The sequence below is a fragment of the Candidatus Pelagibacter communis genome (genome assembly GCF_001180185.1).
GTDB lineage: Bacteria > Pseudomonadota > Alphaproteobacteria > Pelagibacterales > Pelagibacteraceae > Pelagibacter > Pelagibacter ubique_F.
On sequence record NZ_CVSS01000008.1, the window covers coordinates 48451 to 74591 of the forward strand.

30 protein-coding genes and 1 tRNA gene are annotated in these 26141 nt (G+C 28.6%); 14 read left to right on the plus strand and 17 right to left on the minus strand.

From position 1 onward, the window contains the following. Positions 1-4: 4 nt before the first annotated feature. A complete protein-coding gene (locus tag AMN95_RS00505) occupies positions 5-1144 on the plus strand; it encodes an FAD-binding domain-containing protein (RefSeq protein WP_075522053.1) in 1140 nt (379 codons plus the stop codon). Here AMN95_RS00505 and AMN95_RS00510 read toward each other — a convergent pair. From AMN95_RS00510 to AMN95_RS00535, 6 genes are all read right to left on the minus strand, one after another. Beyond that, on the minus strand, positions 1141-1362 hold the full coding sequence (locus AMN95_RS00510) for a hypothetical protein (protein ID WP_023854586.1): 222 nt from the start codon (positions 1360-1362) through the stop codon (positions 1141-1143). The genes AMN95_RS00505 and AMN95_RS00510 overlap by 4 nt on opposite strands. Continuing rightward, positions 1359-2078 carry a type 1 glutamine amidotransferase gene (locus AMN95_RS00515; protein ID WP_075522054.1) on the minus strand — a complete coding sequence of 240 codons (720 nt, stop codon included), beginning with the start codon at positions 2076-2078 and terminating at the stop codon, positions 1359-1361. Before AMN95_RS00515 ends, AMN95_RS00510 begins: the two co-directional genes overlap by 4 nt. A gap of 80 nt (positions 2079-2158) precedes the next feature. After that, entirely contained in the window at positions 2159-2848 is a 690-nt protein-coding gene (locus AMN95_RS00520) for a hypothetical protein (protein ID WP_256997906.1), read from the minus strand. Continuing rightward, positions 2845-4332, minus strand: a complete 1488-nt coding sequence (locus tag AMN95_RS00525; RefSeq protein ID WP_256997907.1) for a CRTAC1 family protein — start codon at positions 4330-4332, stop codon at positions 2845-2847. The genes AMN95_RS00520 and AMN95_RS00525 overlap by 4 nt, the downstream gene beginning before the upstream one ends. Beyond that, positions 4272-4400 carry a DUF2256 domain-containing protein gene (locus AMN95_RS05780; RefSeq protein ID WP_075522056.1) on the minus strand — a complete coding sequence of 43 codons (129 nt, stop codon included), beginning with the start codon at positions 4398-4400 and terminating at the stop codon, positions 4272-4274. Before AMN95_RS05780 ends, AMN95_RS00525 begins: the two co-directional genes overlap by 61 nt. Continuing rightward, a complete protein-coding gene (locus AMN95_RS00535) occupies positions 4400-5890 on the minus strand; it encodes a cryptochrome/photolyase family protein (protein ID WP_075522057.1) in 1491 nt (496 codons plus the stop codon). Before AMN95_RS00535 ends, AMN95_RS05780 begins: the two co-directional genes overlap by 1 nt. 27 nt (positions 5891-5917) lie before the next feature. On the opposite strand from AMN95_RS00535, the gene AMN95_RS00540 reads away from it, so the two are divergent. After that, positions 5918-6628, plus strand: coding sequence for an SDR family NAD(P)-dependent oxidoreductase (locus tag AMN95_RS00540; protein ID WP_075522058.1), 711 nt, complete (start codon positions 5918-5920; stop codon positions 6626-6628). Further along, positions 6603-7697 (plus strand): PQQ-dependent sugar dehydrogenase, encoded by a 1095-nt coding sequence (locus AMN95_RS00545; protein ID WP_075522059.1) that lies wholly within the window; start codon positions 6603-6605, stop codon positions 7695-7697. Before AMN95_RS00540 ends, AMN95_RS00545 begins: the two co-directional genes overlap by 26 nt. A 5-nt stretch (positions 7698-7702) precedes the next feature. Here the strand turns inward: AMN95_RS00545 and AMN95_RS00550 are convergent, their stop codons facing one another. From AMN95_RS00550 to hemC, 7 genes are read right to left on the minus strand one after another with little or no spacing between them, the layout of a single operon-like run. Continuing rightward, the gene (locus tag AMN95_RS00550) at positions 7703-7975 is read right to left on the minus strand and encodes an SHOCT domain-containing protein (protein ID WP_075522060.1); all 273 of its coding nucleotides are present in this window, start codon (positions 7973-7975) and stop codon (positions 7703-7705) included. A gap of 3 nt (positions 7976-7978) precedes the next feature. Then, positions 7979-8182: a hypothetical protein gene (locus AMN95_RS00555; RefSeq protein WP_075522061.1), complete on the minus strand. Its 204-nt coding sequence runs from the start codon at positions 8180-8182 to the stop codon at positions 7979-7981. 37 nt (positions 8183-8219) lie between these two features. Continuing rightward, positions 8220-9065: a bifunctional 5,10-methylenetetrahydrofolate dehydrogenase/5,10-methenyltetrahydrofolate cyclohydrolase gene (locus tag AMN95_RS00560; protein WP_075522062.1), complete on the minus strand. Its 846-nt coding sequence runs from the start codon at positions 9063-9065 to the stop codon at positions 8220-8222. Between the two features lie 7 nt (positions 9066-9072). Next, positions 9073-9363, minus strand: coding sequence for a YggT family protein (locus AMN95_RS00565; protein WP_075522063.1), 291 nt, complete (start codon positions 9361-9363; stop codon positions 9073-9075). Further along, positions 9360-10445 carry a mechanosensitive ion channel family protein gene (locus tag AMN95_RS00570; RefSeq protein WP_075522064.1) on the minus strand — a complete coding sequence of 362 codons (1086 nt, stop codon included), beginning with the start codon at positions 10443-10445 and terminating at the stop codon, positions 9360-9362. Before AMN95_RS00570 ends, AMN95_RS00565 begins: the two co-directional genes overlap by 4 nt. Before the next feature lie 2 nt (positions 10446-10447). Further along, positions 10448-11146, minus strand: a complete 699-nt coding sequence (locus AMN95_RS00575; RefSeq protein WP_075522065.1) for a uroporphyrinogen-III synthase — start codon at positions 11144-11146, stop codon at positions 10448-10450. 1 nt (position 11147) lies between these two features. Next, the gene (gene hemC, locus AMN95_RS00580; RefSeq protein ID WP_075522066.1) at positions 11148-12068 is read right to left on the minus strand and encodes a hydroxymethylbilane synthase; all 921 of its coding nucleotides are present in this window, start codon (positions 12066-12068) and stop codon (positions 11148-11150) included. A gap of 39 nt (positions 12069-12107) precedes the next feature. Between hemC and tsaD the strand changes: the two genes are divergently transcribed. From tsaD to acs, 4 genes are read left to right on the plus strand one after another with little or no spacing between them, the layout of a single operon-like run. Continuing rightward, complete coding sequence (gene tsaD, locus AMN95_RS00585; protein WP_075522067.1) at positions 12108-13181, plus strand: tRNA (adenosine(37)-N6)-threonylcarbamoyltransferase complex transferase subunit TsaD; 1074 nt, start codon at positions 12108-12110, stop codon at positions 13179-13181. Between the two features lie 5 nt (positions 13182-13186). Beyond that, a complete protein-coding gene (locus AMN95_RS00590; protein ID WP_075522068.1) occupies positions 13187-13876 on the plus strand; it encodes an FkbM family methyltransferase in 690 nt (229 codons plus the stop codon). Beyond that, positions 13873-14286 (plus strand): EVE domain-containing protein, encoded by a 414-nt coding sequence (locus tag AMN95_RS00595; protein ID WP_075522069.1) that lies wholly within the window; start codon positions 13873-13875, stop codon positions 14284-14286. The genes AMN95_RS00590 and AMN95_RS00595 overlap by 4 nt, the downstream gene beginning before the upstream one ends. A gap of 18 nt (positions 14287-14304) precedes the next feature. After that, the gene (acs, locus tag AMN95_RS00600) at positions 14305-16398 is read left to right on the plus strand and encodes an acetate--CoA ligase (RefSeq protein WP_075522070.1); all 2094 of its coding nucleotides are present in this window, start codon (positions 14305-14307) and stop codon (positions 16396-16398) included. On the opposite strand, the gene AMN95_RS00605 is transcribed toward acs, so the two are convergent. After that, positions 16395-17018, minus strand: a complete 624-nt coding sequence (locus AMN95_RS00605; RefSeq protein WP_075522071.1) for an esterase — start codon at positions 17016-17018, stop codon at positions 16395-16397. The two genes, acs and AMN95_RS00605, sit on opposite strands and share 4 nt — an antisense overlap. Positions 17019-17140: 122 nt before the next feature. Here AMN95_RS00605 and AMN95_RS00610 point away from each other — a divergent pair, with 122 nt between their 5' ends. The 6 genes from AMN95_RS00610 to purH all read left to right on the plus strand — a co-directional run bounded on the left by AMN95_RS00610 (position 17141) and on the right by purH (position 23495). Next, positions 17141-17401 (plus strand): DUF4212 domain-containing protein, encoded by a 261-nt coding sequence (locus AMN95_RS00610; RefSeq protein ID WP_075522072.1) that lies wholly within the window; start codon positions 17141-17143, stop codon positions 17399-17401. Beyond that, entirely contained in the window at positions 17401-19212 is a 1812-nt protein-coding gene (locus tag AMN95_RS00615) for a sodium:solute symporter family protein (protein WP_075522073.1), read from the plus strand. Before AMN95_RS00610 ends, AMN95_RS00615 begins: the two co-directional genes overlap by 1 nt. 70 nt (positions 19213-19282) lie before the next feature. Then, positions 19283-19639 (plus strand): hypothetical protein, encoded by a 357-nt coding sequence (locus AMN95_RS00620; RefSeq protein WP_075522074.1) that lies wholly within the window; start codon positions 19283-19285, stop codon positions 19637-19639. Between the two features lie 28 nt (positions 19640-19667). After that, positions 19668-20327 carry a ribulose-phosphate 3-epimerase gene (gene rpe / locus AMN95_RS00625; protein ID WP_075522075.1) on the plus strand — a complete coding sequence of 220 codons (660 nt, stop codon included), beginning with the start codon at positions 19668-19670 and terminating at the stop codon, positions 20325-20327. A gap of 4 nt (positions 20328-20331) precedes the next feature. Beyond that, positions 20332-21960, plus strand: coding sequence for a heparinase II/III family protein (locus AMN95_RS00630; RefSeq protein ID WP_075522076.1), 1629 nt, complete (start codon positions 20332-20334; stop codon positions 21958-21960). Then, positions 21960-23495 (plus strand): bifunctional phosphoribosylaminoimidazolecarboxamide formyltransferase/IMP cyclohydrolase, encoded by a 1536-nt coding sequence (purH, locus tag AMN95_RS00635; protein WP_075522077.1) that lies wholly within the window; start codon positions 21960-21962, stop codon positions 23493-23495. Before AMN95_RS00630 ends, purH begins: the two co-directional genes overlap by 1 nt. Here the strand turns inward: purH and AMN95_RS00640 are convergent. The 3 genes from AMN95_RS00640 to AMN95_RS00650 form a co-directional block, all read right to left on the minus strand. Further along, entirely contained in the window at positions 23485-23829 is a 345-nt protein-coding gene (locus AMN95_RS00640) for a 4a-hydroxytetrahydrobiopterin dehydratase (protein ID WP_075522078.1), read from the minus strand. The two genes, purH and AMN95_RS00640, sit on opposite strands and share 11 nt — an antisense overlap. 7 nt (positions 23830-23836) lie before the next feature. Further along, positions 23837-23911: transfer RNA gene (locus AMN95_RS00645), tRNA-Gly, on the minus strand. Between the two features lie 73 nt (positions 23912-23984). Beyond that, positions 23985-25475, minus strand: coding sequence for a tetratricopeptide repeat-containing sulfotransferase family protein (locus AMN95_RS00650; RefSeq protein WP_075522079.1), 1491 nt, complete (start codon positions 25473-25475; stop codon positions 23985-23987). 17 nt (positions 25476-25492) lie between these two features. Here AMN95_RS00650 and AMN95_RS00655 point away from each other — a divergent pair, with 17 nt between their 5' ends. After that, positions 25493-26140 (plus strand): LON peptidase substrate-binding domain-containing protein, encoded by a 648-nt coding sequence (locus tag AMN95_RS00655; protein ID WP_075522111.1) that lies wholly within the window; start codon positions 25493-25495, stop codon positions 26138-26140. Position 26141 lies beyond the last annotated feature (1 nt).

Sequence of the window (26141 nt, forward strand, 5' to 3'; positions counted from 1 at the left end):
CACTATGAAATTTGAAAATTCAAGGGCAAAGGCTATTGAGAAATTAAATGAGTTTGTAGAAAAAAATTTATCTGAATATTCAAAGTTAAGAAATTTTGATTTTGGACCAGAAAAGAGATCAAATGTTTCTTGTTTGTCTCCTTACATCACCCATGGGATAATTAATGAACAAGAAATAATTCAAAAATCACTAAACAAATTTTCTTTTTCAAAAAACGAAAAGTTTATTCAAGAAGTTTTATGGCGAACTTATTGGAAAGGTTGGTTAGAGTTGAGACCAAATGTTTGGACAGATTATCTTGTTGAATTAAACAAAATAAAAAATGAATTTAAAAATAATCAAAATTATTTTTCTGCGATAGAAGGAAAAACTAAGATAGAGTGTTTTAATGAGTGGGTAAAAGAACTAAAAGAGAATAATTATTTACATAATCACACCAGAATGTGGTTTGCCAGTATTTGGATTTTTACTTTAGAATTACCTTGGCAATTGGGTGCAGAATTTTTTCTGCAACATCTTTATGATGGGGATGCTGCATCAAATACTCTTGGTTGGCGATGGGTTGCTGGAGTTCAAACTCAAGGGAAACATTACCTTGCAAGTGAATGGAATATTAAAAAATTCACTAACAATAGATTTCAAAATATAAAATTAAATGAAAATGCTCCTCCAAAAGTATCTGAAAAATCTTATCAAATAATTAAACAGAATTTCAATAACCCGCAAAAAATTGAGAATAAGAATCTTTTAATTTTTGAAAATAATCTCTCGTTTGAAATCACTGACTTTAAAGATAACAACTTTAAAAAAATTTATCTAGTTTCTAATAAAAATGAAAATAGAGTAATAAAACTCAGTGAAAAGTTAGTGAAATTTAAATCTCATTTAATAGAAGACCAAGAACAAAGATTAAAAAATCAATCTATTGATTGTCAAATTATAGATATAAGTGAATTAACAAATATTGAAAATTGTTATGGTTTATATCCAACGGTAGGTGAAAATTTAGATTTTTTAAATTCGAATAATTTAAAGATAGATTTTTTATATAGAAATCTTGATCAATTGGCTTGGCAATACTGCAATAAAGGATTTTTTAATTTTAAAAATTATATTCCCAAAATAGTCTCGACTTTTAACTAAAACCAACGAACCATCCCAATAATTCCAGCTGTTGCATAAAAAAATTGTAATAACAAAATTCCTTTATGACCACCCCTATAAGCCCAAATTCCAATTAAAATAGCTGACAAAAGCAATAGACAAAAACCAAAAAATTCTATTCCTATATTTAAAGCAACAAACAAGGAATATAATATTGCAGTTATAACCCCTGCCCATTCAAAGATCTTATTATTCATAAAAGTTTTTTAAAATTATCATAAAGGATTGTAGAATAGTTATTCATATCTTTCATGTTATCTTTTGCAGATTGGTCAAACTTTTCTAATGCACCATTACCAAGCTGATCCTCTAAAGCTTTTTTGTATTCCGGTACACATCCCCACTCATTGACTGTGGTGTCTTTAATTTCTATATGAAATTGAATTCCATAAGCATGGTTTTGATATTTAAAGATTTGATACTTGGTAATTGGAGAAGAGGCTAATAAAGTTACATCTTTATTATTTTCAATACCTTGAACCTCATAAGAGTGCCATTGTAAACTTTTAATCGTATTAGGAAATTTTGAAAATAATTTATCTTCGTCTTTTTCATTAGAGAAATTAATATCCATAATTCCTATTTCTGCTGGTTTAGATTTAACTACTTTTCCACCAATCACTTCTCCTAAAAGCTGACAACCTAAACAAAAACCTAAATAGGGTTTTTTTAAATTAACAACAAATTCTTTAATTGCTTTCTTTTCTTCTATTAACCAAGGATATTCTTGTTCCATATAGGTATCCATTGGACCCCCCATGCAAAACATTCCATCAAATTTACTTAAATCATCTGGTATTTTTTTACCTTCATCTAACTGAATGGTAGTTAAATTTAATCCATCAGTTAGCATAAGGTCTTTTATATAACCAGGATCTTCAATTTTTATGTGTTGTAAAATAATAATGTTCAATACTTTTTATTTTAACTTATATAAATTTTTTAAACAATAATTTACTGGTCTAATTAAAAGTTGAAAGTTTTTTTTAAAATCTATCTTGCTAGTTTTATAAAAATATCACCCATACCAGCATCTAAATTTTCTAAAGGTGTATTATTTCTTAGTTCACAATATCTACCAGTAACTTGGTGACTTTTGACCAAGTCTATTTCATTTTTTTCACAATTTTTCCCATTGTGCAATAAACCTATTACAATTCGACCATTTAGACTATAAACCTCTGATTTATTTATTTTTTCACCATCACAAAAATAATCTTTGTTTACTCTATTAGGAAAATCTTTTTTAGCACAAGGATTCTTTATTGTTAAAACATAAAATTCTTTGAAACCATCTTCAAATTTATATTCTATTTTTTGAGCCTCAGAATACTTCATAAGATCACATGAACATGGAACACAGCATCTATAATAGTTTCCACAGATTTTTTTGTTTGTTTTACTTTCTTTAATAAATAAAAATTCTGATTCACTGTTTGGATCGATCAGGGATCCAGAAACTGCACAATATAATTTATTAAATTCAATAAAGTCTTTATAGGTAATTTTTTTATCTATAATATATTTAAAAAATTTTGGTCCTGCGGCATTTCTATTTTTATCTGGGAATATTCTCGACCAATCGGTAATTAGCTCTTTGTGATAGTTTTTTTCCTCAGCAAACGATTTAAGTTGAAATAATATTACGAACACAATCAAAGATATATTAAATGTTTTTTTCAATTTTGTTTTACAGTAATTGTTTGGTTTAACTTGCTAATATCAATTAATTTTATACTTCCATTTGTCCATCTAACCTCCACTTTAAAATTTTTTTCATTTTTTCTAATTCCATAATGTGCCACAGGCTCCATTTGACATAGGTAACCAGATCCTGCGTCAATAGTTTTTGAGTGTTTTCTCTGATCGGTTATTAATGTTACTGTAGCTCCTCTTGCTGGAGCACCATGTTTGTTAAGTGGTTTAATTCTTAAATATTTATTTTCTTTTTTAACTATCGCCTTGTACAAAGTTAATGTTTGTTCTTTACTTTCACCTCTAGAAACTAATAATTCTAAAATTCCATCATTATCTATATCTGCAACAGCTGCTCCAGTTCCGTAACCATCAGCTTCGAGTCCTACCTGGAAATCTATTTGTTCAAATTTACCATTATCTTTTATTCGAAATAATTTATTTGGTTCTGCAATATTGTTCATGAAAACTTCATCAAATCCATCGTTATCAAAATCTGCAGAAATAATTGTTCTTATCCTAGAGGGTTGGTCAAAATCTTTATTGCCAATATCTTTAAATTCATTATTTTCTAATACATAGGCTCTATGGTAACCACGCCAATTTCCACTCAAGATATCTAATCTACCACGATAATATATGTCAGATAAAGCTGTGCCTCTACCATTTTGGATAACATCATCTACTCTATAATTAAAAGCTACGTCTTCAAAATTTCCATTATTATTCTTAAAAAGAAAATTTGCTCCTCTTTCATTTGCTGCAAAAATATCTGCTTTTGTTGTTAGAATATGTCCCGACACTACTGCTCTTCCACCAGTAATGTTATCAATATTTAAATTCTTAGCTTGATCTTTTATTGTCTCGTTTTCAATCTCATAAAATCTTGTTGGTCCACCGTAGTTAGCAACATAAATACCATATTCACCGTTTCCCTTTCTATCTACACAAACTACAGATCTTCCTGCTGTTAAATTTAGATTTTCCATATTTTTCTCTAATTCAAATAAATCAAAATAATTATTGTTTTTAAAATCTAGCAATCTATCCGAATATTTTTTAACACCACTATATGTATCAGTGTTTAAAAAATAAATTTCTTCAAAACCATCTTTATCAATATCGCAAGAAGCAACTCCTATGGTTTTCTTTGAAGTATCTGAAAAAATTTTTTGTTGGTTTAAATCCTTTAATTTTCCATCCTGAAAAGCTAGAGCTAAATTTGGAAAGCCAAAACCTGTAACCAAAAACTCATAATTACCATCCATATTAAAATCTGTTACAGAAATACCGTAGCTAAGTCTTTTCTTATTATTCTCAATAATTTTTGATAAATCCTCAAAAAATTCTGCACGAACATTATTTGAGAGAATTACAAATAAAAATAAAATTAAATATTTATAAAAATTTTTTACTTTTTTGATGAACATTTTTTTGAACAATATTTGACTTTTTCCCAATTTAATCTCCATTTTTTTCGCCAAACAAAAGGTCTTTTACAAACAAAACAAATTTTTGAAGGAAGATTTTCTTTTTTCACTAGATTGTATTTTGTTTAATAAATTTATCTGCAGCTGACAAAATCATTTTTTTTCTTTCAGTTTTCATTTTATCGAAAATTCTGACCATCATTGAAAGTCTAGGATTTTTTAAAAAAAAATTTCTATTTCGATCAATAAATCTCCAATAAAGACCATCCATAGTGTTACACCACTCACCTTTTTTAAAATCCATCATTTTCATAAAGTAACTTGATCCACAAATATAAGGTTTGGTTGCAAATATTCCTCCATCACTAAATAATCCCATACCATAAACATTGGGCACCATTACCCAATCTGAGGAGTCTACAAACATTTCCATGAACCATTTGTAGACTATGGTAGGTTTTATTTCACAAAGATTCATTATGTTAGATAAAATCATTAATCTTTCAATGTGATGAGACCATCCATGGTTTAAAGCATTTTTAATTGCATAATCAAGCGGAGGTAAACCGGTTGTGCCTTCATACCAAGATTTTTTCATTTTTCTATTTTGTTTGAAGAAGTTTCTGGTTTCCATTTCATTTGAATAACCTTGATAAATTCCTCTCATGAACTCTCTCCAACCAATTACCTGACGTATGTAACCTTCTAATGAATTTAATCTTATCTTTTTACTTTTATGGAATTCTAAAACTTTTTTAATAATAAATTCTGGAGTAATTAAACCTAAATTAATATATGGACTTAATGCACTATGAAATAAAACATTATCTTTTTGATCAACAGCATCTTCATAATCACCAAATAAATTTGATTTTTCTTTAATGAAAAAATTTAAAAGCTTTACAACATCATTATATTCAGTAGCGAACCAAAAATTTTCAGTTTTACCTGGATGATCTTTGAATAATTTTTCAATAATTGGTTTTAACTTTTTTGTATGATTAGTTTCATTTATTTTTGGAAACTTTGGAACAGAAATATTTTTTGGTAATTTATTTCTATTATCTTCATCAAAGCTCCATTTACCTCCAATTGGGTTTCCGTCTGAACCCATCAATATTCCTGATTTTTTTCTAACATCCTTGTAAAAAGTTGCCATGAAAGGTTTTTTTGATTTGGAGAGATATTGTTTAAATTCCTCTCTTGAGTTTAAAAACATTGGAGTTTGAATAATATTCCATTTTATTTTTTCCTTTTTAAAAAATTGATTAATTTTTTTTTCAAAAAATTTATCTTCAACTTCAAAGCTTGAAATCTCTTTTATTTTCTTGGAATTAATTATTTTTTGCAATTTTTTTAAATAATCATACTTAAATTCTTTATCCTCAATTTTTATATATTCTAATTTAAATTTATCTTTTTTAAGAGTATCTGCATGTGAGCGCATTGAGGATAAAAAAAGAAGTATTTTTTGTTTATGGTGTTTTTCATAAGTGCATAACTTGTAATCTTCGGCCATAAAAAATAGGTGGTCTTTTTTGAAGCGGTCCAAGTATTTTGATGGAAATAATTGATTACCCAGTATAAAAAATAACTTCATAGTTAAATATAACGAATAAAATTTTTTATGTCAGAAAAATATCTTATTTTTGGTGCGACAGGTTCAATCGGATCTAGCTTAGCTGAACAATTAGTAAACCTAGGAAATTCTGTTCATTTAGTTGGAAGAAATGAAAATGAAACAAAAAGCATTTCTGAAAAACTTGGTTGTGCTTTTACCATTGCTGATGTTTTAGAAGATGGATTTATAGAAAAAGTTAAAAATGACATTTCAGATATAAAAGGGGTTGCTTATTGTGTTGGTTCAATAGATTTAAAACCTCTGAGAATGGTTAATGAAAATGATTTTAATAAATGCATGAAATTAAATCTCTATTCGGCAGTTGAAGTTATTAAAGGTTATCAAGAAAGTTTAAAAAAAAATAAGGGTTCAGTAGTTTTATTCTCTACAGTAGCAGCACAAAGAGGATTTACTAATCATGCGATAATTGCTTCAGCTAAAGCTGCTGTTGAGGGATTAACTGTTTCATTGGCAGCTGAATTTGCTCCAAATATTAGAGTTAATTGTATTGCACCAAGTTTAACTAATTCAAAGATTGCGGAACCAATGTTGAAAAACAAAGCATTAGCGGATGGAATAGCAAAAGCTCATCCTTTAAAAAGATTGGGCGAAGGAAAAGACTCAGCTTCTCTTGCAAAATTTCTCATTACTGATGATAGTTCATGGGTTACTGGCCAGATTATTGCCGTCGATGGTGGTAGATCAAAACTTTCTTAAAGTGAGTAAATTTTTTATTTCCATATTCTTATTTTTAGTTTCTATAAATGTTTCATTTGCAGAAAATCTTATTTTTAAAAAAATTATAGATTTAAATGACCCATGGGGCTCTACATTCATCAATAATAATGAATTATTAATTTCAGAAAAAAGTGGGAAAATTAAGTTAATTAATCTTAATTCTAAAAAAATCTCTGAAGTTAATCATAATCTAAATTATCTAGAACATGGTCAAGGAGGTTTGTTAGATATTCTGTTTAAAGATAGTTTTGTTTATATTTCTTATTCAGAAAATAGAGGAAGTGGAAAAACCAGTACTTCAATAGCTAAAGCAGAATTTGATAAAAAAAGTTTAATTTTTAATAATATTTTTCAAGCTAACCCACCAATAGACTCTGGATATCATTTTGGTTCAAGACTTTTAATAAAAAATAATTACATTTTTGCTACTGCTGGTGAAAGAGGTCAGGGAATGATTGCACAAGATCCAACAAAACATCCGGGGAGCATTATTAGAATTAATACTGATGGAAGCATACCAAAAGATAACCCTAAATTTAAAAATAAATCAAATTGGTTACCTGAAATTTATCAAATTGGGGTGAGAAATCCTCAAGGGATAGCTTTATGCCCATTTGATGGAAAAATTTATATAAGTAATCATGGTGCAAAAGGAGGTGACTGGTTTGGAGAAGTTAAGATTGGTGAAAACTATGGTTGGAAAATTCTAGGATGGGGAGGAACTAACTATTCAGGTACGAAGATTGGTCCAAAATGGAAACCTGGTTTTACAAAAGCAATTCAATATTGGGTGCCCTCCATAGCTGTGAGCGCAATAACTATTTATAAAGGTGAAGAATTTAAAGAGTGGAATGGCCAAGCATTAATAACATCTCTCAAAGACAAGTCATTAAGGAAATTAAATTTTAAAAATTTATTAAATATACAAGAAGAAATTATTTTTAAAAATGAAATAGGGAGAATTAGAGACATACAAATACACCCTAATAATGGAAAAATTTATTTTTTAGCTGGAGATAATTTATGGTTAATGGAAAAAAAAAAATAATGATATTAATTATTCAGTAATTTATTTTTTGCTTTATCAAATTCTTCCTGAGTTATTACACCTTTTTCATGCAAATCGCTTAATTTTGAGAGTTCGTCACTTAGATTGTTTTTTTCATTAGCAAAATTAAAATCATCTGAGTTTGAATCTTTCTCATCAGCTTTATCTAATTTGTTGGCTTCCTTTGCACTAAAACCTTTCATTATAGCTGTGCCGCCAAGATATAAAACAAATGCCATTATTGGTATAACTAAACCAAAAAAAATCATCTTTTCCATTTTTTAATCCTCGTCTTCTTCTCTCCATTTTTTTTCATACATGAGGTAAGCAGCATATATTACTGATACTGTCCCCACTATCATACCATAATCAAATCCTGTTTGCATATCATGTAAATACCAACCTAGCTGAGTCGCGCCAATAGTTGGGACGGTTAGCAACAGAAATATTAAACCAATCCTGTATGGATATTTTGGTTTTTTCATACTTTAAATTACCAAATTAAATTATAAGATTTAATTATTAAATTTGCGATCTTTTGAAACACTCTATTGTATTTTTCAGTAAACAAGCAATAGTCATTGGTCCCACGCCTCCAGGAACTGGTGTCAAAGCTTTAGCTTTTTTTGAAACTTCATTAAAATTAACGTCTCCTACAATCCCTTTCTCAGTTTTATTTATCCCCACATCAATAACAATTGCATCTTTTTTAACCCAATCACCTTTAACTAGCTCTGGAATGCCTACTGCTGCTACAATAATATCTGCTTGCAAACACTCAGATTTTAAATCTTTAGTCTTAGAATGTGTAATAGTGACAGTGCAGTTCTCTTTTAAAAGTAGTTGTGTCATCGGCTTTCCATTTAAATTTGATCGTCCTACTATCACTGCTTTTTTTCCACTGATATTAGGTTCAATTTTTTTAATCAACAAATAACATCCAAGAGGTGTGCAAGGAATTGAACTCTCATAACCAGATGAAAGATTACCAACATTCATTGGATGAAAACCATCAACATCTTTTGAAGGATCAATAGTTTCAATTACTTTTTGTTTATCAATATGTTTTGGTAACGGCAACTGGACTAAAATACCAGAAACTGTGGCATCGACATTCAGTTCTTTTATTTTTTCTAATACAGTTTTTTCTTCAACTGAATCTGGATACTTTATTACTTCTGAATTTAATCCAACTTCCTTAGCGGATCTTTCTTTATTTCTTACATAGATTTGGCTTGGTGTAAGATCTCCAATAAGTATAACTGTTAAACCAGGTATTTTGTTATGTTGTTTTTTTAACTGAGATACTTCTCCCTTTAACTCTTCTCTTAATTCTGCAGCTACTTTTTTACCATCAATTAAAATCATATTTTTTTTAAAAAATTATTGGTGCGATGTAAAGCTTCATACACATTTCAATAAACCAAATCAATAAAAGAAGAATGATTGGTGAAATATCTAATGAACCTAAATTTGGCAAAAAACGTCTTATTTTATTTAGAAATGGATCTGTAAGTCTGTAACTAAATTCTAAAATTGCATAAACAAACCGGTTTTGAGTATTAAGAACATTGAAAGCTATTAACCAACTTATTACCACATTGGCAATAACTACGTATGAATAAAGTTTTAAAATTTGCAAAACTAAATAAAAAATTGCTATCATTTTTTTTCAACATAAATAGACTGACTGGGAAAAGCAAAAGAGGCATTATTTTTTTCTACTATTTGTTTAATTGCAATTGCTAATCTCTCTTTAACATCAAGCCAATTATTCCAACTGCCTGTCTTAGTAAAACATCTAACATACATATCAATTGAGCTATCTGAAAATTTATCAACTCTCACTGCGATTCCAATTTCTGTATTATAATCCTCACTGTTATTTATGTGTTCCTCAATTTCATTTCTAATTTTTTTTAATTGATCAACTGTAGTGTCATATTGAAGTGTTATTATCCAACTTATTAACCAGTTTGAGGTTTCACTTACATTAATAACTGCATTTTCTGCAAATTGAAAATTTGGAATAATAGCTAATGATTTATCAAATTTTCTTATTGTGGTCGACCTAAAACCTATTTTTTCAACTATACCCTCAATGATACCATCAACAGAAATCCAATCTCCAATTTTAAATCTTTTTTCTACTAAAACTAAAATTCCTGAAATTAAATTTTTAAATAAATCTTGTGCGCCTAAAGCAACAGCAACTCCAAATAACCCAAGTCCAGCGATGATCGGGCCTATTTTAATACCCCACAACTCTAGCACAGCTGCTAAACCTAAAATAAAAATCAAAATTTTTAATGATTTGATAATCCAACCTATTAATTCTCTCGTAAGAAGTTTGTCTAAACCACTTAAAATATAAGATATAGGCTCTATAATTTGATGAATTACCCAAAAAATTAAAATTGTTATTAATGTTCTATTAATTGTATCTACAACCTCTCGACCCTCTAAAGAAAAAGTCATGTAATAACTTGCTATAAAAAAACCAAGAACTATTGGCAAAAATCTTGCTGGACCTGTAAGTGATTGAACAAATGTATCATCTAATTTATTTGTTGTTTTTTTAGAAATAACCTCTAATTTTTTTATAATCAATTTACTAATTAATCCTCTGAAAACTAAAAAAAGTAAAAATATTCCAATACCTATGAGTATTTGAAAAATATCAACCCCAAGTATTCCTTTATTCCAAACTGACAAAAATATTTCAGAAAAATTATTTATTAATTCCATATTTAAATTTTATATAACAAAAACTCTTCTTCTCCAGGATTAAAAAGAAATATCTTTTTCCACTTGATTTCATTCAATATTGACGAGGTTTTTTCACCTATGCACATCAAATTAGTATCCATCCATTGAGTTTCTGAATGATTAAACTTAATAAATTTTAAAAAACTCAGAGCACTATTTTGGGAATAAATAAAGACTATATCTGGAATATTTTTTTTTAATTCGTTAACAAATTTTTCCTGAAAATTATTATTATGTTTTGTCTGATAATTCACAACTCTTTTAATAGAATATCCTTCATTAATTAATTGTAAATCTAAATCCATAGATATGATCTCACCACTTACATAAACTAGATTTCCCTCATGAGTTTCAAAATTTTGCATGATTAATTCTTTTAAATTTCTTACATTGCCCTCAGCACAAATTATATTTTGAAAACCAATACTCTTTGCTTTTTTTTCAGTTTGCAAACCTACACAAAAACATTTGATATTTTTATCAATATTTTTTATATCTAAAAACTTAATTGCATTCGCACTAGTAAAAATAATGCCTCTACTATTATTCAAAAAACTATCGTCATAATTTTTTTTTTCAATTTTTAACAAAGGCATATGAGAAACAATATGGCCCAACTTTTTAAATCTAATAATCAATTCAGAACAGTCTTCTAAAGGTCTTGTTAATAATATATGCATATCAATGTTTATAATTTCCTTTGGATTTTTGTTTTAAAATTTTCCCAATTTCTAATCCTATATTTTCAAATTCATTTTTATTACTAATTTTTTTTTCATAAAATCTTTGAGAACCATCTAAAGAAAATAATTCAGCTGTAAGAATAATTTTATCGTCTTTTAGTGTTGCGTTTGCACCAACTGCAGTATCGCAATCTCCCTCTAAAATTTTAAGAACATTTCTTTCTGCTACAGCACATTGAAATGTTCCAGGATCATTTATTTTTTTTAGTAAATCTATAACCTCTATATCTTTTTCTCTACATTGCATTGCAATAACTCCTTGGCCAACACTTGGAATAATTTCCTCAAGGGAAAACACTTGGGATATTTCTTTTTCAAGATTCAATGATTTTAAACCTGCATATGAAAGAATTATTGCATCATAAAAACCCTCTTGAAGTTTTTTTAATCTTGTATCAACATTTCCTCTTATAAGCTTACAAGAAATATCGTCTCTAAATTTTTTTATTTGAAACTCTCTTCTTAAGGACGATGTTCCTATTATAGAATTCATTCTTAAATCTTTAAGTTTTTTATTATCTTTGCTTACTAAAATTTCTCTAGCGTCATTTCTTTTAAGAAAAAAATTTGTAATTAAACCACTTGTCTCAATAACAGGCATATCCTTAAGTGCATGGACTGCAATATCTATTTTGTTCTCAATTAATTCTGTTTCAATATTTTTAGAAAATAATCCTTTTCCACCTAACTCTGACAATCTCTTATTATGAACTTGATCTCCTTTAGTCACAATTTCTTTTATTATTATTTGAAAGTTATGAAATTTTGATGTTTTTAATATCTTATTCTTTACTTTTTGAGCATATATTAATGCTAATTTACTACCTCTCGATCCTATTACTAATTTTTCTTTTTTCATTCTTGTAAAGAGATTGTACTATTATTAAAAACTATTTGAATGAGCAAAAAGCCTATAATTTTAGGAATTGAATCGAGTTGTGATGAAACAGCTGCCTCTATAATAACTGAAAATCAACAAGGAATACCTATTGTTTTATCAAACATCGTCTCAAGTCAAATAGATATTCATAAAAAATTCGGTGGTGTAGTACCTGAATTAGCAGCCAGATCCCACATAGAAAAAATAGATTGGATTGTTCAAAAAGCTATAGATGATAGTAATATCAATATAGAGGAAATAAGTGCTGTAGCGTCTACAGCAGGACCAGGATTGATAGTGTGTTTATCTGTTGGTTTAAGTTTTGGAAAATCATTTGCCTCAACAATGGAAATTCCATTTATTTCTGTTAATCATTTAGAGGGTCACGCCTTAAGTCCTAAACTTAATTCAAATTTAGATTATCCATATCTATTGTTATTGATTTCAGGAGGACATTCGCAATATTTATATGTTAAAAATATAAATTCTTATAAAAGATTGGGCACAACAATCGATGATGCTCTAGGTGAGGCTTTTGACAAAACAGCAAAATTACTAGGTATAGAATTTCCTGGTGGTCCTCAAATAGAGTTGCTAGCCGAAAAAGGCGACCCAAACAAATTTAAATTACCAAAGCCCATATTTAATAGAGGTGGATGTAACTTATCTTTTGCTGGATTAAAAACAGCAATACTGAAATTAAGTAAATCTATCAAAACTGAGCAAGATAAGTTTGATATCGCAGCATCTTTTCAAAAAACTATTGAAGAAATTTTAAAGAAAAAAACTCAAATTGCTTTTAAAGAATTTGAAAAAATGAGTAAATCTAAGAAAAGAATATTTGTTGTTGCCGGTGGCGTTGCTGCTAATAAAAAAATTAGATCAATGCTAATAAAACTCTGTGAGGAAAACAATTATCAAAATATATTTCCACCAATTAACTTATGTGGCGATAATGCAGCAATGATTGCTTTGGTTGGTTTGGAAAAATTTAAACTAGGTCAATTTAATAAACTTGATTTCCCCGCAAAACCAAGATGGCCTCTAGATGAAAAAGCTAAATTTTTAAAAGGATCAGGAGTTAAAATTTAAAAAAGATGATCTATCTACATATAGGTGGAGGTGTTGGAGATATGGATCCCAGTAATAATTTTCGAGATGGATTTTCAGAGTTTGTAAAAGGAAATTCTGATAACAGAAAAAAAATTTACATTATAGAGGCGAATCCAATAAATATTAAGAAACTTAAAAAATCTTGGAGAAAATTTAATAAAGTATTTATATTTAATGTTGCAATAACTCATAAAGATATGGGCTATATGAAATTTTTTTTTTCTGAAAAGGATGCTCCACATTATCAACTTTTTTCTAATAAGATTAATCATGTAAAAAATCATTTTCCAGGTTCAAAGATTAAAACCAAAAAAATTAAAACAATTGGAATAAATACCTTTCTAAAGAAAAATTTTAATAATAAAATAATTAATTATTTTTCGATAGATATTGAAGGTTCAGATTATGAAGTCATGATGAACTTAGACTTTAAAAAGTTCAAAATAGAAAACATTTCAATCGAATACTTACATCTAAATAAGCTACAAAAAAAAAAGTTAATAAAAAGGCTTATGAATTATGGGTATTCATATTATGGGTTTGGTCTTGATCATAATAAGATAGATTGGTTTTTTAAAAAAAAAGTTTCTAAATGGAACAATTTTGTTACCAAATTTTTTCCGTATATACATAGAAAGCACTACAAAAGGTTAAATAGATTACTAATTAAATGAATTATTGGTTGTTAAAATCAGAACCAAATGTTTGGTCCATATATCAGCAGGAAGACGCAGGAGCTAGTGGTGCCCCTTGGGATGGAGTTAGAAATCACCAGGCGGCAAAAAATTTAAAATTAATGAAAAAAGGAGATCAATGTTTTTTTTACCATTCAAATATAGGTAAAGAAATCGTAGGTATTGTTAAAGTGACTAAGGAAGCCTATCAAGATAAAACAGATGCTTCTGGTAAGTTTGTAGCCGTAAATGTGAGATTTCTCAAAAAACTAAAGAGACCTGTTAGCTTAGAGAAAATTAAAAAAAACAAGCAATTAAGCCACTTATTATTAATTAAACAAAGTAGGCTATCTGTTATGCCAATAGATTCTAAAAGCTGGAAAATTATAAATAACATGGGTAAGATTTAGTAATTTAAATTTATTTTTATGCCTAAGAAAAAAAAGAAAAAAACAAAGTATAAAAAAAAAAGAAAATCTTCAAAAAAAAATAAAAGATCCTTCAGAGGGAAAAAGTCAGTTAAAATTCTCAAAAGAAAGAAAAAAAAAAGAAGTAAAAAGAAAAAAATTGAAAAAAAAGAAACTGCTTCAGAATTAATAATTAAGACTAGACCAGAGTGGATTAAAGCAAGTTTATCAAACAAAGCTCAGTATCAAAAAAATTATAACGAATCTATAAAAAACAATGACAGTTTTTGGAAAAAACAAGGAAAAAGAATAACTTGGATAAAACCATATAAGAAAATAAAGGATGTTAAGTATAGTTCTAAAGAGGTAAAAATTAAATGGTTCCAAGATGGAACTTTAAACGCTGCTGCAAATTGTATTGATAGACATTTAAAGGATAAAAAAGATAAAACCGCTATAATTTGGGTAGGAGATGATCCAAAAGACCATCAAAAAATTTCATACAAGCAACTCCATCAAAAAGTATCTAGGGCGGCTAATGGTTTAAAAAAATTAGGAATTCAAAAAGGAGATCGAGTTACAATTTATTTAACAATGATACCTGAGTTGGCTATTTTAATGTTAGCTTGTGCTAGAATTGGTGCTATTCACTCAATTATTTTTGGAGGATTTTCAGCAGAATCGATATCTGGTAGAGTGAATGATTGTGAGTCTGAATATATTATTACTGCAGATGAAGGTATTAGAGGTGGAAAAACAATTCCTTTAAAAGCTACAACTGATGAGGCGCTTCTAAGCTGTCCTAATGTTAAGAAATGTATAGTGGTTAAAAGAACTGGAAATGTAGTTAGCTGGAATGATCATAGAGATGTTTGGTACCACGATTTAATTAAAGACGTTTCATCTCAATGTGAACCAGAAGAAATGAATGCTGAAGATCCATTGTTTATTCTTTATACATCAGGATCTACAGGAAAACCAAAAGGGGTATTGCATACAACAGGTGGTTACATGGTCTATGCATCGATGACACATCAATATATTTTCAATTATAAACCTAAAGATGTTTATTGGTGTACAGCTGATATTGGGTGGGTAACAGGTCATAGCTATATTATTTATGGACCTCTTGCTAATGGCGCGACTACCATAATGTTTGAAGGAATTCCCAATTATCCTGACAGCTCACGTTGGTGGCAAATAGTTGATAAATATAAAGTTAATACTTTTTATACAGCGCCTACGGCTATAAGGGCTTTGATGAGAGAGGGTGATAATCCAGTCAAAAAAACTTCAAGAAAATCATTAAAGTTATTGGGAACAGTTGGGGAACCAATCAATCCTGAAGCCTGGATGTGGTATTATAAAACAATTGGAAATTCCAAATGTCCAATTGTTGATACATGGTGGCAGACAGAAACTGGTGGCATAATGATCGCACCTCAAACTGGAGCTATTCCTCTTAAACCTGGATCAGCAACAAAACCTTTCTATGGAATTAAACCTGCTCTTTTAGATAAACAAGGAAAAGAAATTAAGGGAGCTGGCGAAGGAAGGCTTTGCATATCTCAATCATGGCCAGGCCAAATGAGAACTGTTTATGGAGATCATCAAAGATTTATAGATACTTATTTTTCTCAGTTTGAAGGGAAATATTTTACTGGTGATGGTTGCAAGAGAGATAAGGATGGATATTACTGGATTACAGGAAGAGTAGATGATGTAATAATTGTTTCGGGACACAATCTAGGTACTGCAGAAATAGAAAGTGCTTTTGTTGCACATCCTAAAGTAGCTGAAGCAGCTGTTGTGGGATATCCACATGATATAAAAGGCAATGGATTATATTGTTATGTAACATTAAATGCCGGTGAAGTTGAGACTGGCGAACTTGAAAGAGACTTAAAACTTTGGGTGAGAAAACAAATAGGTCCCCTTGCTACACCCGATTTAATCCACTTTACTCCCGGATTACCTAAAACTAGATCAGGTAAAATTATGAGAAGAATTTTAAGAAAAATTGCTGCTAATGAGCATGATCAACTTGGAGACACAACAACATTAGCAGATCCTAGTGTAGTTGAAAGTTTAGTTGATAATAGAAAAAATAATTAAAATTGAATTCTATCTTTAAATTCTTTTTTGATTATATCCCATTTTAAAATTACTGAATTTAAGACAATTTTTCTATCTAAAGTTTTTAGTTCATCTGCAATTGGTGCCCACTTGTATAAAGATAGAGCACTCGGATTAAAAGGAATATCATCACAATATTTTTCCCAATTAATTGACTTAAATCTTTCTTCAAAATTTTTTTTTGCTTCCTCAACTATTTCAATAGGCATTTTATTTGATGTTTCGTCATCCAATATATTTAAAAAAATTTCTTTAGCTTTTATTTGTTCATTAAAGTTGTAATTTACTTTTAAGTATGAAAAAACAAAGAAACTTAAATCTTGTAATGCTACAGCATAGATATTCCATTTTGCTTGATTAACAGACTTCATAAATTCATCATTATCAAAGTGAAGAACATACCTTGTTCCCATTCTAGTTTTTAAATAACTGTAAAGTGTTACTTGTGATACCCACGCTGACTTTGTTTGAATAAAATTTTCCAAATCATCAAAATTTCTTAATTTTTTTTTTGGAATTAAGGCTTTGAATAATGAAAAAAAATACACTTTGAAATCGTCAAGGGATAAATCTCGCCAAGTAAATTTTTTTTTTGTCATAAAATTCTATTTTTAGTGGAAAATATAGGAAAAACTAACCAAATATGTACATTTTTTACACTTTTAATCTATCTCAGAATGGTTATGGTTTCGCAAGTTATAACTAAAAGAGAGAGGTATACATGGCAAAAAATGCACAACACTGGGAAAAGACCAAAGGTTTGCTAATAGTTACATTAGTAATTTGGGCTATATTCTCAATGGGTATATTCCTTTTTGGCGCTGAAATGAACGAAGTTACGGGTCCTTTTGGGTATCCGTTAACTTACTGGTTCACTTGTCAAGGTTCTCTTGGATTATTTGTAATACTAATTTTTTGGTTTGCAGGTAGACAAGAAAAAATTGATGAAGAGTTCGGCTTCGCAGAGAGGGGAGACGATTAATGATTAAAGGTAATTTTATAGACAACTTGCCTAAGATTTATGGAATCTATACTGGAGGATTCATAGGTTTTATAATTCTGATGGCGATTGGCGAACAAATGGGTATGTCATCAAAAGCAATAGGAATTTGTTTTGTTGCTTTTACAGTATTCATTTACGCTGTAATTGGTTGGCTATCTCGTACAGCACAAGCGAGTAACTATTACGTAGCTGGAAGAACAGTTCCAACTGTATTCAATGGAATGGCAACTGCAGCAGACTGGATGTCTGGTGCCTCATTCGTTGCAATGGCAGGTGGTATTTATTTTAAAGGTTATGGATATATGGCTTTGCTTGTTGGTTGGACAGGTGGTTATGTGTTAGTTGCAACTTTATTAGCACCATACCTAAGAAAATTTGGGTGTTATACGGTCCCAGATTTTGTAGGTACTAGATACGGTGGTAACACAGCAAGGTTGATGGCAGTGATAGTTTTAACTGTTGCCTCATTTACTTATGTGACTGCACAAATTAACGCTACGGGTACAATTGCATCTGTTGCTTTAGATATTCCATTTCAATACGCAGTTTATGTTGGTTTAGTAAGTATATTACTATGCTCAATGTTAGGTGGTATGAGAGGAGTAACTTGGACACAGGTTGCACAATACATTGTACTTATTATAGCTTACTTGCTTCCAGTATTCTGGATCAGTAATAATATTGGTGCGGGATTTTTCCCTCACTTCATGTTAGCTGATGAAGTAGCTAGAATAGGTGAATTAGAACAACAGTTTGGTTTTGTTAAAAACAGTGCTGCTGATCTAAAAACTGTACCTAAAGGGTTAGCTGGTATTACAAAAGCTCACTCAGAAGTAAACGCAACACCTTGGGCATTCATCTCATTAGCATTAGCGATGATGATGGGAACTGCATCATTACCACACGTAATGATGAGATTCTTTACTACCCCAAGTGTAAAAGCAGCTAGAAAATCTGTAGGTTGGTCGGTATTCTTTATCTTCCTACTTTATTCTTCTGCACCAATGTTAGCTACACTTTCTAAATTGGCTTTGATTGATCCAACATTACCAACAGGTATTATTGGTAAATCAGTAGCTGAAGTTCAAGCGATAGATTGGTATCAAAACTGGAACCAAGCTAATCTGATGTTTGTTAGTGACTTTAATGGCAATGGAACTGTTGAATTAAACGAGTTCTTCATGGCTGGTAAAGCTGTAGTATTAGCAACACCAGAAGTAGCAGGATTACCTTATGTAATTTCAGGTCTAGTTGCTGCCGGAGGTATGGCTGCAGCTATGTCTACTGCTGATGGTTTGATTCTAGCAATCGCAAATGCTATCTCTCACGATGTTTACTATAAAATGGTAGACCCTAAGGCAGAGACAGCTAAGAGACTAACTGTTGCAAGAATATTACTTGTAGTGATTGGTTTTGCTGGCGCAACTATTGCAGCGATGGAGATCCAAGGAATCTTAGGTTCAGTAATATGGGCTTTTGACTTTGCGATGTCTGGTTTGTTCTGGCCACTTGTACTTGGAGTATGGTGGAAGAGAGCGAACAAAGAAGGTGCTATAGCTGGTATGGTTCTAGGTCTAGTTTCTGGTTTTGCGTATCTAATTTGGGTACGTAGTGGTGGAAGTGGATTCCTAGGAATTACTCAGTTAACTTTTGGTATCTTTGGATCGACTGTAAGTTTAGTAGCAATGGTTGTAGTAAGTTTAGCTACTACAGCACCAAATGCTGCTACGCAGAAAATGGTTGATGATGCTAGAGTACCTGCGGGTGCCCAAGTAATAAGCCAAAAATAAATAATCTTTTTTTAGGGGCGATTAATTTCGCCCCTTTAACTTACTTTCATTATCAAATATATATTTACCAATGTCTGCTAATTTTCACCCTCTAGTATATATAGTTGATTATATCCTTGGGATTGTAATGTGGACTTTAGTTGGAAGAGTTGCAATGAACATTTTTCAAAGAGAAGACTCGGAATTTTTTTTTATGAGAGTTTTCGTAAAATTTACAAATCCTTTACTATCTGTTTTTAAACCAGTAACACCTTCATTTATTATCCAACCACTGATTCCTCTATACGTTGCCTGGTTCTTTTTTATGATAAGATTTTATCTAATGCCATATATTTTAGGGTACTCAGTTATGGGAATGCTTTCTTTTCCACTTGAAAGTGAGATATCACGACAAATTTATCAATTTTTTAATTCAATAAAATTTTAAAACTTGATACTAATCAATTTAGTATTAAATGAAAAAAATACAAATTTCACCCTCAATTTTATCTGCTGATTTTAGTCAGTTAGGTAACGAAATTAAAAGACTCGAGGAAGGAGGTGCTGACTTAATACATGTTGATGTGATGGACGGCCACTTTGTTCCTAATCTTACAATAGGACCTCCTGTAATAAAAGCTTTAAAGAAAAACTGCTCTATTAAATTTGATGTTCATTTAATGATTTCTCCAGTTCATAAATATATAGAAGCTTACTCTGATGCTGGTGCGGACATAATTACTATTCATCCTGAGGCAACAGAAGATTTATTATCTTCAATTTCTAAGATTAAAAAATTAAAAAAAAAGGTTGGTGTTTCGTTGAACCCAGAGACTAATGTAAGTGTAATTAAAAATTATCTTAATCAAATTGATTTAGTGCTAATAATGAGTGTTAATCCTGGTTTTGGAGGACAAAAATTTATGCCAGAAGTATTAGAAAAAATTAAAGAGCTTAAGAATATTCAAAAAAGTCAAAATTTAGATTTTGACATAGAAATAGATGGTGGAATAAATTTTGAAAATTCAAAAATTGCAATTCAAGCGGGTGCTAATATTTTAGTATCAGGAACTACAATATTTAAAAGTAATAATGGGGATATTAAAAAAAATATTGATTTACTAAAATCTTTATAATGAAATGATTTTAAGAAATTCCTTAAATTTCATTTATCAGTTTTTAACAAACACTAATAGGTATTTAAGAAGTTTTTATTTAAATTCAAATTATTATGATAAAAAAATTTCTAAAATAGATAATAATGACTTATTTTATAAACCAAGTCCTCATTTACTTTCAGCATTAATTAAATATCAAAAAGAAAAAATTAATATTAATGAAATAGATATTAAAAATTTATGGGATAATAAAAATAAAGATAATAAAAATTTAAAAAAACTTAATAATTTTTATTGGTTTTTTAGCTTAGATTTAAAATCCTCAAAAGAAAAAATACAAAAAATAATATCTGATTGGATCAGTAATAATTCAAAATATAACTCTAATAGTTGGGAATTTGACCTAACATCAAAAAGAATCATATCCTGGTTATCAAATTACAATTTAACAATAGAAGAAAGTAACAACGAGTATCTAAAAACATTTAACATAATGATACAAAAACAAGCGAATCATTTAATAAATGAGATAAAAAGTTCAAAAATAGTTGATGATAAATTAATAGGTTGTGCGGCTATAATTTTAGTTGGTCTAAGCTACAAAGATGAAAATACCTATCTAACATTCGGCCTTAATTTATTAAAAAAAATATCTTTATTAACTTTTGATAATTTGGGTTTTCCAAAATCTAGAAACATAAAACAATTAATTTTCTACCTAAAATATTACATTTTAATTAGAGAATGGTTTAAAGAAGCTCAAATTGAAATTCCTGAACATATTGATGAAACAATTTATTATTTAGGACAAGGTTATGCTTTTATATGGCAAAATACGGAGACAAATATTTTAATGAATGGAAATAACATTTCTAATAATTCTGAATTTGACCAATATCTTAAGAGGTTTGGTTACACTTTTAAAAATGATAACAAAGAACTTGGTGGTTACGCTATTTTATATAATAAAAAAATTTCAATTGTAATGGATGTTGGTTCATCGCCTTCCTCAAAATTTTCATCAAATTATCAATCTGGGGCTCTCTCTTTTGAAATAAATTCTAATGGAAAAAAATTAATAAGTAATTGTGGTTATTATGAGGGAAAAAATATTGAATTAATTAAGTTATCAAAATCGACCGCAACACATAGTACATTAGTAATTGATGACAATTCTTCGTGCCAATACAGAAAAAATAATAAAAATTATATAGTGGAAAATATTTTAAAAATTTTAAAAAAAAATATTGTTTTTGAAAAAAATTATTGGAAAATAAGCGCTTCACACGACGGATATGGTAAAAAATATAATACAACTCATGAACGAGAAATAGAATTTTATCCTGAACAATCTAAATTTATTGGAACAGATAAAATTATTAATAAAAAAAATAATATAAATATTAAATTCGACATTAGATTTCATCTTGAACCTAATGTAAAATTAATGAAAACACAGAACAACAAAACAATTTTAATAGAATTGGAGGATGAGGCTTGGAAATTTACTTGTGATAACTTTGATATAAATATTGATAATGGTTTATATTTCGGTAATAAAAATTCATATATTCAAAACCAAAATATTTTTATTTCTGGCATAACTAATAATCAAAATGAAAATATTATTTGGCAAATAAATAAAATCTAATGAGAAAAATAAAAAAAGCACTAATTTCAGTACATGATAAACAAAACTTAAAGCCTTTATTAAGTATTTTAAAAAAAAATAAAGTTGAAATAATTAGTTCTGGTGGAACTTATAAATTTATAAAAAAATTAAATTTTAAATGTGCTGAAATATCAGAATTTACTGGATCTTCTGAAATTTTAGGAGGACGAGTAAAGACATTACATCCTAAAATCCATGCGGGAATTTTAAATATAAGAGAAAATAAATCACACATTCGAGACTTAAGGAAAAATAATTTTGAAAATATCGATCTTGTAATTGTAAATTTTTATCCATTTGAAAAAACTTTAGAAAATTCATCAAATCATAATACAATAATTGAGAATATTGATGTTGGTGGTCCCACTTTAGTAAGAAGTGCAGCAAAAAATTATAATGATGTTACGGTGATTACAAATTGTAACCAATATAATGAGCTAATAGATGAGTTGGTTCGATTTAAAGGTGCTACATCCTTAAATTTTAGGAAAAAAATGTCTGAAATAGCATTTACAGAAACCTCATATTATGACGCTGTTATTTCAAATTATTTTCAAAATTTGTCTAACAATATTTTGCCTAAAAAAAAAATAATTTATGGAAATTTAATTGAAAAACTGAGGTATGGAGAAAATCCTCATCAAAAGAGTGCTATATACTCAAAAAATAGCTCTATCAATATAAAGCAACTTAGTGGAAAACAATTAAGTTTTAATAATTATAATGATATCTTTACAGCAATAAAGATTTCAAAATCTTTACCTAAAAATCGCGGAGTTGTAATTGTAAAACACGCTAACCCATGTGGTGTGTCTATCATAAAAGACTCGATAGAGTGCTATAAATCTGCACTTGCATGTGATCCTATAAGTGCTTTTGGAGGAATAATTTCGTGTAATTTTAAAATAAATAAAAGATTAGCGTTAGAATTAAGCAAATTATTTTTGGAAGTTGTAATCGGAAATAACTTTGAAGCTAGTGCTTTAAAAATTCTTAAAAAGAAAAAAAATTTAAGATTGATAGATGCGTCAAATTTCAAACCAACTGAAAATTTAGAATTGAATTCTAATAATGAAAATATTTTAGTTCAATCAGCAGATATACAAAAATTTACAAAAAATAATTTTAAAATAGTTTCAAAAAATAAGCCAACCAAAACTCAATTAGAAAATTTAATATTTGCATTTAATATATGCAGACATGTTAAATCCAATGCTATAGTTTTAGCATCAAATAAATCAACGTTTGGTATTGGTTCAGGACAACCAAGTAGGCTTGATAGTTGCAAAATTGCAATTAAAAAAATGAAAAAATTTTCATTGAAATCTAATGATTTAGTAGCAGCTTCTGACGCTTTTTTTCCATTTGTTGATGGAATTGAAAAATTAATTCAGTCCGGAGTTACCGCAATTATTCAGCCAGCAGGGTCAATAAAGGACAAAGAAATTGTAAAGTTTGCAAATCAAACTAATACAGTTTTATTATTTTCAAAAACAAGACATTTTAAACATTAGAAATGTTGTCAATTTTGGCAGCTAAAATGAAGTCATTCTCAGACAGACCCTCTATAGCATGTGTAGTGATGTTTATCTTTGCATAGCCCCAACCAAAAATGATATCTGGATGATGACCTTCTTCCTCAGAAATTTTTCCAACTTTGTTAACAAAATTTTGACTATCTAAAAAATTTTTAAATTTAAAACTTTTCTCTAAATAAAAAATGCTTTTGTTGTTTTTGACCACATTCCAACCATCAACTTTTTTCTGATATTTATGAATTTCAGAAATATCAAAAGGCATAACACCTCCTTCACAAGGAGCACATTTTTTTTCTGTCAAATCACTCATAATCTAATGGAGCGGGCAAAGGGGGTCGAACCCTCGACCTTCTCGTTGGCAACGAGACGCTCTACCACTGAGCTATGCCCGCTTATTAAGAAACATTATAGTTAGCGGTTTTTAAAAATGCAAGTAATAGTCAAATTTTATATCTTTTAAGTAAATTACGATTTAAGCCATTCAAAATCTTTTTCAAAATCTTTTATCAAGAAATCATAGTCTTCGTACTTTTTTTTATCGTAAACTTTAATACCTGATCTTATTTGGTTGCTACTGGCAGTTTTAGAAAATAAATCATCCCTTTTATGGAAATTTATACAATTTTCATCCCAATCTAAATTACAAAATTCATAAATTTTTTGAGATATTCTTTTTGGGTTTTTAGTAAGATCTTCTAAAGATATGGATAATATTTTTTTTTCATTTTTTACTAATTGTTTTTCGATTACTTTTAAGTAATTATCAACATACCTGATTATATCATTGATAGAGTGCGACCATGAAATTTGACTCAAAAATTCTTTATAAATTGCAAAAACATTGTCTCTTATATCTCTGTGGGTATGTATAAATTTAGCATTTGGGAAAATTCTTAATATCAAATCTACATAATAAAAATTTTCTAATGACTTATCTAAAAAGAAAACTTTTTTATCTTTAATTGAAACATTGAGATTTTTATAAGAATTAAGCAATTTTTTTAAAATTATACTTATGTCAACTTCAATTTTATCAATATTACTTTGTTCTTCAAAAAGCTCATTTCTATGAGTATTTAATAGTGACCAATTAATTAGATTAGTCTCTCCTAAATCTTCAATTTCATTCTTACCAGATGATATAATTTGCTCTGTAACAGTAGAACCTGACCTAGGCAATCCAATTATGAATATTGGAAACATATTTTCAATCTTATTTTGATTTTTTGTTTGTTCTAAAAAATAAAATTTATCAAACTTGTTTGGTATAATTTCAAACCAATAATTTAGTGCTTGTTTGTTTACTTTATCTTTGCTTTTGAAAGAATAATGATTTGCTTTTTCTAAAAAAAATACCTCTTTTTTAAAGTTCTTTTTTTCATTTTCTTTTTTTGCTAATAAAAAATAACCTGATGCAATATTAAAATATTCATCCTTTCCAAACTTAATAAACTTTTCTATATTTGGGATGTCTTGATTATAAGGTATCTTTTTATCTAATTTAGACATATTGTATAGAACACTCAGATTCTTTGGATTTAAATTTAGTGCTTTTTTGTAAAATTTTAATGACTCTGAATTTCTGCCAAGATTCTCAAGTAAGATTGCTAAGTTTATTAGTGCCGTCTCATTTTTTTCATTGATGGAAACTGATTTTAAATAATAGTCCTCTGCCTTTTTGAAGTCTTTCATTCTAAGAAAATTATTTGCAATCATATTTAACACACCAGAATTGTTTGGATTAATTTTTTGATATTCAAAAAGATAATATTTCACATCCTGAAAATTATTTAATTTACTTAAAGTGTCTGCCAATAATAATAAAATATTTAGCTTTATCTTTGATTCTAACTCAAAATTATTAATAACCTTTAAAAGGCTGATTTTAGCTTCTTCAAATTTATTTATTTTATAAAAATTTTTTGCCTTATTTATTAGTTGAATATAATCTTCCATTTAATATAAATTTATTTATGAATAATTTACCAAAAAATATACCTATTTTCCCATTAAGTAACTTTATAATTTTTCCCAAAACCACAGTCCCTTTGAATATTTTTGAACCTAGATACATTGATATGGTTAATGATAGTATGAAATCAAATAAATTCATAGGAATGATACAGCCTAAGCCAAATTTAACAAAAGGTTCAAAATCAAAACTTCCAAATTTACATAATATAGGTTGTCTTGGTAAAATTACAGGATTTAAAGAAACAGAAGATGGAAGATTTCTTATTGATTTACGAGGAATTATTAGATTTAAAATATTAAAAGAGTTAGATACAAAAAAAAAATATAGAGAGTGTAAAGTAGATTACCAAACTTTTTTGGGGGATTTAAATGAGGAAAAAGAAGAGTTAAAATTTTCTGATTTGGAACTTGTTTTCAGAGATCTTAAAAAATTATTTGAAAAAAAAGGATTTATTATTAATTGGAATGCACTTGAGAAACAAAGCTTACATGAGACAATAAATGCTTTAGCTATGGCATCTCCATTTACTTTAGAGGAAAAACAAGTGTTATTAGAAGCCTTAAGTTTAGATATAAGAAAAAACAAGATAGCAGAAATTTTATCTACATACACATACGACGAATTTCATAATACAACTTTGCAATAAA